The 2,245-nt window shown below is 35.5% G+C and carries 2 protein-coding genes; both read left to right on the forward strand.

The genetic code is table 11. From position 1 onward, the window contains the following. The coding region (locus H7254_RS14065) for an IS3 family transposase (RefSeq protein ID WP_301933566.1) at window positions 1-823 on the forward strand (823 nt) is incomplete at its 5' end. Between the two features lie 528 nt (window positions 824-1,351). Further along, window positions 1,352-1,861, forward strand: coding sequence for a transposase (locus H7254_RS14070; protein ID WP_301933567.1), 510 nt, complete (start codon window positions 1,352-1,354; stop codon window positions 1,859-1,861). The last annotated feature ends 384 nt before the right edge of the window (window positions 1,862-2,245 follow it).

Here is a 2,245-nt window from a genome sequence, read left to right on the forward strand (position 1 = left end):
AGTTCTCCATGTAAGCAGAAGTAGTTTTTATGCCTGGAATGATATGAAAGAAGGGAAATGGAATGTTAAAAATCAACTGATAATTGATCAGATTAAATTGGCCCACAAAGATAGTTATCAGACCTATGGAAGTCCCAGGATTACCAAGGTACTCAGAGCCAATAACTGTATGGTTTCACGTCCAAGAGTTGCCAGGTTAATGAAAAGTGAAAATATAAGAAGCAGGATAACGAAAAAGTTTGTTGTAACAACTGATTCAAAACACACCTATCCGGTAGTAGAGAATATACTTAAAAGAGATTTTAATGCTAGTCAAATAGCGCAGAAGTGGGTATCAGACATTACTTATATCCGAACAGGAGAAGGTTGGTTGTATTTGACCATGATATTGGATCTTGCCGACAGAAAGATTGTAGGGTGGTCATTGAGTTCAACGATGAGAGCAGACGATACAACCTTGCCAGCATGGAAAATGGCAGTAAGTAACAGAAAACCTAAAAATCATATAATCTTTCATTCTGACAGGGGAGTCCAATATGCCTGCAATGAATTTACCCAATTGTTAAGTAAAAATCCACTTGTAACAAGGAGTATGAGCAGGAAGGGTAACTGTTGGGATAATGCTGTAGCAGAAAGCTTTTTCAAAACCTTAAAAACTGAATGGATCTATGGTAAAAACTATAAGACTAAAACGCAGGCTGCAATTGATGTATTTCATTATATAGAAATATGGTACAACAGAAATAGAATGCACTCTACTCTTGATTATTCTACCCCTTATTTATTTACAGAAAAATCTAAAAACCAATTATTAGTTGCTTAATTTTTGTCCTGTATTTTGTTGCAATTCCAAATACTTCTTAAACAGGGTATGCGTTAGGTTATATGGCTTTAATAATTTAAAATTGTTCACCGCGTATTTTATTCTGCAAATTTTCCACTTGTTTGAATTTACTTTTACAGGAAGTTCTTCATCAATATTTTCTATATTTTAAATTTCTTTTTCATTCGTAACGTTGTCAAAAATAGTTTGTGAAACTGGCTTTAGAATTGTATTACTTTAAGATTGTAAGCTTGAAGAGGAAATAGGCTCGGTGGAGATCAACCTATAAGCAATAGAGTCTACCAAGTAGAATGAGCCTCCTTTTCGGGAGGGTTTATCATGTTCATTCATCCTGTATTATGGCTTAAGAAAACTCAATACACTTAATATTTTTTAATTAGTCACCCCTTAGCAACTTTATAATCGATTATATATCAATTGATTAATAGTTAAATAACGGTAATGAATGTTTTCATAATTGCAGGATTTTCGTTTTTTGTATCAAAATGTTGTAGATAATAAAGGTAAATGCTAGGCAAATCACCTTCACAAATCACCCCACAGACGGACCTTTTCAGGCCACTTTTAAGCTCTTTCATTGATTTTGACAATTCCCTTCTCAAGCTTGCTGCAAAACTGGACTGGAAGTCTTTAGAGAGTTCATTCGAGGGTTTTTATTCCAAAACAGGCACACCGTCCAAACCTGTCCGCCTGATGGCAGGTTTGCTCATGCTTAAACAAATGTTCAACTATTCAGACGAGACCCTGGTTGAAGTATGGAAGCAAAACCCTTATTATCAATATTTTACCGGAGAGCTGTATTTTAACTGGGAACTACCCTGTGATCCAAGCGACCTTGTCCATTTCAGGAACCGGATAGGTCAGCAAGGGGTAGAAACCATTCTTGCCATGAGCGTTTCTTTGTTTACTGTCCACATTGACAAGGCCAGCATTGTCAATGTGGACACAACAGTACAGGAAAAGAACATCACCTTTCCTACCGATACCAAGCTTGCAATTAAGATTATTAACAAATAGCAGGGCCATAGCAGCAGACGCCTCTCTTGGGTTAAGACAAAGCTATACAAGGACTGTAAAAGTGAATTTGATCAAATGCAGGTTTGCACACCATCCCAAGAGACAAAAAGAGGGAAGAAAAGCAATGAAAAAGATCAAAGGTATTTGGAGTTAAACGAGATGAAAATTAATTGTCACTTGATTTTTAATCCTACATTCTAATTTTGAATTTATCTGCTTATATAAATACTAGGCAGTTTTAGAAAATTTAATTACTGACATCCGAGTTAAAAAGGTTGTGAGATAAAGAATCTTTGAATAATACAAAAGGCGGAGTTGAAGATTTCAACTACCGCCTTTTTTGTTGAGTTTTGTTGTTACAACACTTCAAAATCAACGGTGCAA

This window comes from Ferruginibacter sp. (genome assembly GCF_014377975.1).
Lineage (GTDB): Bacteria > Bacteroidota > Bacteroidia > Chitinophagales > Chitinophagaceae > Ferruginibacter.

Bases quoted from the DNA above. Each gene is read 5' to 3' on its own strand.
- H7254_RS14070 (WP_301933567.1), top strand. From the start codon at position 1,352: ATGCTAGGCAAATCACCTTCACAAATCACCCCACAGACGGACCTTTTC.